The 4,462-nt window shown below is 66.9% G+C and carries 6 protein-coding genes and 1 pseudogene; 1 reads left to right on the top strand and 6 read right to left on the bottom strand.

The genetic code is table 11. The features are described from left to right. The 4 genes and pseudogenes from CVM52_RS23930 to CVM52_RS23915 form a co-directional block, all read right to left on the bottom strand. A pseudogene (locus CVM52_RS23930) lies at window positions 1–239 on the bottom strand (hypothetical protein); the annotation flags it as partial. A gap of 40 nt (window positions 240–279) precedes the next feature. Then, window positions 280–1,767, bottom strand: a complete 1,488-nt coding sequence (gene gatA / locus CVM52_RS23925) for an Asp-tRNA(Asn)/Glu-tRNA(Gln) amidotransferase subunit GatA (protein WP_100164830.1) — start codon at window positions 1,765–1,767, stop codon at window positions 280–282. A 1-nt stretch (window position 1,768) separates the two neighbouring features. After that, window positions 1,769–2,056 carry an Asp-tRNA(Asn)/Glu-tRNA(Gln) amidotransferase subunit GatC gene (gene gatC, locus CVM52_RS23920; protein ID WP_100164829.1) on the bottom strand — a complete coding sequence of 96 codons (288 nt, stop codon included), beginning with the start codon at window positions 2,054–2,056 and terminating at the stop codon, window positions 1,769–1,771. Between the two features lie 180 nt (window positions 2,057–2,236). Then, a complete protein-coding gene (locus tag CVM52_RS23915; protein ID WP_100164828.1) occupies window positions 2,237–2,875 on the bottom strand; it encodes a hypothetical protein in 639 nt (212 codons plus the stop codon). 53 nt (window positions 2,876–2,928) lie between these two features. Between CVM52_RS23915 and CVM52_RS23910 the strand changes: the two genes are divergently transcribed. Next, entirely contained in the window at window positions 2,929–3,621 is a 693-nt protein-coding gene (locus CVM52_RS23910; RefSeq protein WP_100164827.1) for a metal-dependent hydrolase, read from the top strand. 54 nt (window positions 3,622–3,675) lie between these two features. Here CVM52_RS23910 and clpS read toward each other — a convergent pair whose 3' ends face one another. After that, window positions 3,676–3,981 carry an ATP-dependent Clp protease adapter ClpS gene (gene clpS, locus CVM52_RS23905; RefSeq protein WP_100164826.1) on the bottom strand — a complete coding sequence of 102 codons (306 nt, stop codon included), beginning with the start codon at window positions 3,979–3,981 and terminating at the stop codon, window positions 3,676–3,678. 130 nt (window positions 3,982–4,111) lie between these two features. Continuing rightward, window positions 4,112–4,462, bottom strand: a 351-nt coding sequence (locus tag CVM52_RS23900; protein WP_100164825.1) for a nucleoside deaminase, incomplete at its 5' end; no start/stop codon positions are given.

Here is a 4,462-nt window from a genome sequence, read left to right as displayed (position 1 = left end):
CCGGCGGTCTGTACTGCCGTGGGCGCGGCCAGCGGCGGCTGCGCGGCATAGGCCGGCCGCTCGTCCGAGATCACCACCGGCGGGGTTGTCGGCACACCGGCCCCGGCACCGCCGCTCAGCGCCAGTTCCCGCGCCCGCCGGGCATCGGGGGAATTGTCAAAGCCCAGCCCGCTGTCGGGGATTTCCGGTGCGCAGGCCGCAAGCACACCGATGGCCAGAATGGAGAATACCGCGCGCATCACCGCTGCCTCGTGGGTTTTTGTTGTTCTTGCGGCGGTTTTACCACCATTTGCCCGGTTTGGCCACAAATTGCGCCGCGGTCTCCAGCGCAAAGGCGGTGTTCAGCAGGTCGCCCTCGTCCCAGGGCCGCCCGATCAGCTGCAGCCCCAGTGGCAGCCCCTGCCGGTCCAGCCCCGCGGGCACCGCGATCCCCGGCAGCCCGGCCAGGTTCACGGTGACGGTGAACACGTCGTTGAGATACATCTGCACCGGGTCGGCCTCGGCCATCTCGCCCAGGCCGAAGGCGGATGACGGCGTCGCCGGTGTCAGGATCGCATCGACCCCCTGCGCAAACACCTCTTCGAAATCGCGCTTGATCAGCGTGCGCACCTTGCGGGCGCGGTTGTAATAGGCGTCGTAGAACCCGGCGGACAGCACATAGGTGCCAACCATCACCCGGCGCTGTACCTCGTCACCAAACCCTTCGGCGCGGGTCTTTTCATACATCTCGGTGATGCCGTCGCCCTGGGCCAGTTTTGCCCGGTGGCCATAGCGCACGCCGTCATAGCGGGCCAGGTTCGACGAGGCCTCGGCCGGCGCAATCACGTAATAGGCCGGCAGCGCGTATTTCGTATGCGGCAGCGAGATATCGACAATCTCGGCGCCGGCCGCCTTCAGCATCTCGGCACCGCTGCGCCACAGCGCCTCGATTTCGTCGGGCATGCCGTCCATGCGGTATTCTTTCGGAATACCGATCTTCTTGCCGCGAATATCGCCGGTCAGCATCGCTTCGAAATCCGGCACCGGAATCTCGGTCGAGGTGGAATCCTTCGGATCATGCGAACACATCGCTTCCAGCATGATCGCCGCATCGCGCACCGACTTGGTCATCGGCCCGGCCTGGTCCAGCGAGGAGGCAAAGGCGACGATGCCCCAGCGCGAACAGCGCCCATAGGTCGGCTTGATCCCGGTGATGCCGGTAAAGGCGGCGGGCTGGCGGATCGAGCCGCCGGTGTCGGTGCCGGTGGCGGCCAGGCACAGATCGGCGGCAACCGCCGTAGCCGAGCCACCCGAGGATCCGCCCGGCGTCAGCGCGGTGTCGTCATTGCCGCGCCGCCAGGGGTTCACCGCATTGCCATAGCACGAGGTCTCGTTCGAGCTGCCCATGGCGAATTCGTCCATGTTCAGCTTGCCCAGCATCACCGCGCCCGAATCCTTCAGGTTCTGGCTGACGGTGGATTCATATTCCGGGCGGAAGCCTTCCAGGATGCGGCTGGCCGCCTGGCTGGGCACGCCGCGGGTACAGAACAGGTCCTTGATGCCCACCGGCAGGCCGCACATCGACGGCGCGTCGCCGGCGCGGATCCGGGCATCGGCGGCTTCGGCCCGCTGCAGCGCGATCTCTGGGGTCTTGTGCACGAAGGCGTTCAGCGCATCCGCCGCATCGATCGCCGCCAGGCAGGCCTCGGTCAGCTGCACCGAGGTCACCTCGCCCTTGCGCAGCAGGTCGCGGGCCTCGGCCAGGCCCAGTCTGTTCAGTTCGCTCATCTTATTCCACCACCTTCGGAACTGCGAAAAAGCCTTCGCGCGCATCGGGCGCGTTGGCCAGGATCTCGCCCTGGCGGTTGCCGTCGCTTACCAGATCCTCGCGCCGTTTCAGGCGCATCGGCGTGACCGAGGTCATCGGTTCGACCTCGTCGACATCCACCTCGTTGAGCTGCTCGATAAAGCCGAGGATGGCGTTGAATTCCTGCGCCAGCGCCGGCAGATCCGCTTCCTCGACCCGGATCCGGGCCAGCTTGGCCACGCGGGCGGCGGTGTTTTCATCAATCGACATGGGGCATCCTTGCTGCGTCAGGGGCATTTAACCGCCCCCTCGCCTGCCCGCAAGGCTTGGGCCTTTCGGAAACCGGATTTGCGCCGCCTGTGGCGCCGCCCTGGGCGGGGCTTTGCCACGCGCCCCGACACGGGCGGGGAAAACCGACAACCCAGCAACGCCAACCGTTTCGGCGACCTGTCAGGTTTCGGGGCTGCGCCGCCAGACCTCGATCATCCAGGCCAGCATCACCGCGTTCAGCAGGTGCCACATCAGATGGGTTCCGGCCGGCAGCCAGCCGCAAAGCGGCGCATCGAGCATCCGGAAGGTCAGCGACAGCATCAGCAGGCCGGCGCCCAGCGCCAGCCCCCGCGCGGTGTCCGGCAGGCGGCGCCGCAGGGCGACGGCATAGCCCAGAATCAGCACCGGCAACGGCCAATAGGCCGCCGACCCGGCCAGCCCCGGAACCCGCGCGAAGCCTGCGCCCAGCGCCGCCATCAGCGGCAGCGCCAACACGGTGGCCCCCAGCGCCCTTGCCGGGCCCAGCCGCAGGAAACGCCGGTTCGCGGCGAACAGGTAGACCAGCACGAAGACCAGGATCGCGCCGCTATCCGCCGCCCCAGCCCAGGCCTGCGCCAGCGTGTGCCACAGCCCGCTGCTGATGCCGATCAGCGCCAGAATCGCCGATAGCAGCCCGCCGATCCCGCGCCCGCCGGTGCGCCGCCACATCACCAGGGCCGCAACCAGGAAGGCGAGGTTCGAGACCGCGTTCAGCGGCTCGGCCCACAGGCCCGGCCCCAGCCTTTCGCAATAGGCGTCGATTTGCGCCGTCCATCCCATGGCTTTTTCCCGTTCCGATGCTAGGCTCCGCCGCAAAGACAAGGAGACATCTCATGAAGATCATCTGGCTGGGTCATGGCAGCTTTCGCCTGGAAACCAAAGAGGCGGTTTTGCTGATCGACCCGTGGCTGACCGGCAATCCGGTGCTGGGCGAGGATCAGCATGCCGCCGCGGTGGAAGGCGGCACGCATATCCTGGTGACGCATGCCCATTTCGACCATTCCGCCGATGCGGTGCGGCTGGCCAAGGAACTGGATGTGCCGGTGGTCGGCCAGTATGACGTGATGTCCTGGTGGGGCGAAACCGAGGGGATCGAAACCATCGGGTTCAACAAGGGCGGCACCGTCGATCTGAACGGGGTGAAGGTCAGCATGGTCCGGGCCGATCATTCCTCGACCTTCGGCGCCCCCGATGGGCCGAAAGCAGGGGGCTCGGAGGTCGGCTTCATGATCGCCGCCGAGGGGCACGTGATTTATCTTAGCGGCGATACCGACATCATGGCCGACATGGCCTGGTTCGGCGAATATTACGCACCCGATATCGGCATCCTGTCGGCGGGTGGCCATTTCACCATGGACATGAAGGCGGCGGCCTGGGCGGCAAAGAAATACTTCGATTTCAAAACCGTGATCCCCTGCCATTACAAGACCTTCCCGCTGCTGGAACAATCCGCGCAGGCGCTGATCGACGGGCTGCCCGAGGTCGAGGTGATCGAACCGGAAGTGATGAAAGCCATCGAGATCTGAGCGGCTTGCCCCGGCCATCGCGCCGGGACCTCCCCGCCCCGGATCAGGCCCGGTTCATTCCTCGCGTTCGGTGGTGAAGGCCAGCGGATAACCTTTCTGCTGGCCCGCCTCGGTGCCCTGCCGGGCCTTCATCTCGGCCACTTCGCGGGTATAGACCGCCACCACGCAGGCGCCGCGGCGATGGGCGGTCAGCATGACGCCCAGCGCCTCGGCCTCGGTCATCCGGAACACGCCCATCAGCACGCTGACGACAAAGTCGCGCGGGGTGAAATCGTCATTCAGCAGAATCACCTTGTACAGCCGCGGCCGTTCGGTACGCACGCGCGGCAGGGCTTTGGGCTTGGCGATCGTTTCGGTCATGCGCGCATGTCCCGAGTCGTTACCTCACCAGCCTAGCGCAGCGCGCCGGGATGTGACCAGCAATCGCCGCGATGCCGGGCCTGACCTTTGCGGCATCGGCGCCTTTTGAGGCGCCTCCCACCTGGCCGCCCTAGCCCTGCCGCCGCAGGGCGAAGAACTGTTTCAGCAGCGCTTCGGCGTCCGGCGCCGACAGGCCGTCGATCACCTCGGGCACGTGATGCGCCTGCGGATGGGTGAACACCCGCGCGCCATGCGCCACGCCGCCCGATTTCGGATCGGCGGCGCCATAACACAGCCGCGCGATCCGCGCCGCCGCGATTGCCGCCGCACACATGGCACAGGGTTCCAGGGTCACGTACAGCGCATAGCCGGGCAGCCGTTCCGACCCGGCCGCGGCACAGCCGGCGCGCAGCACCAGCATCTCGGCATGGGCGGTTGGATCGTTCAACTCGCGGGTGCGGTTGCCGGCGGCGGCCACCAC

It is taken from the genome of Pseudooceanicola lipolyticus, assembly GCF_002786325.1.
Taxonomy (GTDB): domain Bacteria; phylum Pseudomonadota; class Alphaproteobacteria; order Rhodobacterales; family Rhodobacteraceae; genus Pseudooceanicola_C; species Pseudooceanicola_C lipolyticus.
This window is presented reverse-complemented; position numbering and strand designations above follow the sequence as displayed.

What these genes read in the sequence shown, in the direction of transcription:
- gatC (WP_100164829.1), bottom strand. Translation starts at nt 2,056, where the DNA reads ATGTCGATTGATGAAAACACCGCCGCCCGCGTGGCCAAGCTGGCCCGG.
- CVM52_RS23915 (WP_100164828.1), bottom strand. Translation starts at nt 2,875, where the DNA reads ATGGGATGGACGGCGCAAATCGACGCCTATTGCGAAAGGCTGGGGCCG.
- gatA (WP_100164830.1), bottom strand. Translation starts at nt 1,767, where the DNA reads ATGAGCGAACTGAACAGACTGGGCCTGGCCGAGGCCCGCGACCTGCTG.
- clpS (WP_100164826.1), bottom strand. Translation starts at nt 3,981, where the DNA reads ATGACCGAAACGATCGCCAAGCCCAAAGCCCTGCCGCGCGTGCGTACC.
- CVM52_RS23910 (WP_100164827.1), top strand. Translation starts at nt 2,929, where the DNA reads ATGAAGATCATCTGGCTGGGTCATGGCAGCTTTCGCCTGGAAACCAAA.